This is a genomic window from Vibrio sp. 2134-1, from assembly GCF_033339495.1.
Window position 1 is genome coordinate 1 of the sequence record NZ_JAWOUS010000334.1, and the last position, 766, is coordinate 766.

At 47.4% G+C, this 766-nt stretch carries 1 protein-coding gene and 1 pseudogene; both read left to right on the forward strand.

Features of this window, described 5'->3' with window-relative positions:
* Nucleotides 1-10 precede the first annotated feature (10 nt).
* Nucleotides 11-424 carry a flagellar biosynthetic protein FliO gene (gene fliO / locus R7R78_RS25815; protein WP_005457659.1) on the forward strand — a complete coding sequence of 138 codons (414 nt, stop codon included), beginning with the start codon at nucleotides 11-13 and terminating at the stop codon, nucleotides 422-424.
* A pseudogene (locus R7R78_RS25820) lies at nucleotides 411-766 on the forward strand (flagellar biosynthetic protein FliP); the annotation flags it as partial. The gene fliO and the pseudogene R7R78_RS25820, both read left to right, overlap by 14 nt.

A 766-nucleotide genomic window follows, 5' to 3' on the forward strand; every position in this document is an offset into this window, starting at 1 on the left:
CTGCGTTAATATGACAAGTTCAATCACAAAGAGATTGAAGCAAATCACAGGAGCACTCGGTTTAATGCTGAGTGCTCCTTATGCATTTGCGGCTGCACCCAGTAATCTCGATTTAGCGACCACCTTGGGTTCACTTGTGCTGGTTATTGGTGTCATTTTGCTATTGGCATGGTTGCTTAAACGCATGCAAGTGCCGGCGTTAGGGCAGCAAAAAGGTTTACGCATCGTGAGCCAATTACCTGTTGGCACCAAAGAGCGAATCGCCGTGGTTCAGGTTGGAGAAGAGCAGTTTTTGGTGGGCATCACCAGTCAATCGATCCAAACCTTAGCCAAGCTAGAAAAGCCATTGAAAGAGGAAGAGTTGGCGACCAATGCTTTTGCCAGTCAGTTCAGCCAACTGATCAAGAAAAATGACAAAGGGTAATCCAATCCGTCTGCTTTTTAGCACTTTGGTGCTACTGGTTGGCGTGCTGTTTTCTTCATTTTCGTTTGCTGCGGCAGAGGAATCACCGCTGCCTGCGAATTTAGCAGAAGGGAGCAGTGTGACGGTTCAGGCCATGCAAAGTGATACTGGAGCCAGTCGCTCTATGTCGGTTGGCAACGGTGCTGGTATTCCAGCTTTTACCATGACCACCAATCCGGATGGCAGTGAAGACTATTCTGTTACATTGCAAATTCTTGCCTTAATGACCATGCTGGGCTTCTTGCCAGCAATGGTGATTTTGATGACGTCTTTCACCCGAATTGTGGTGGTAATGTCGATTCT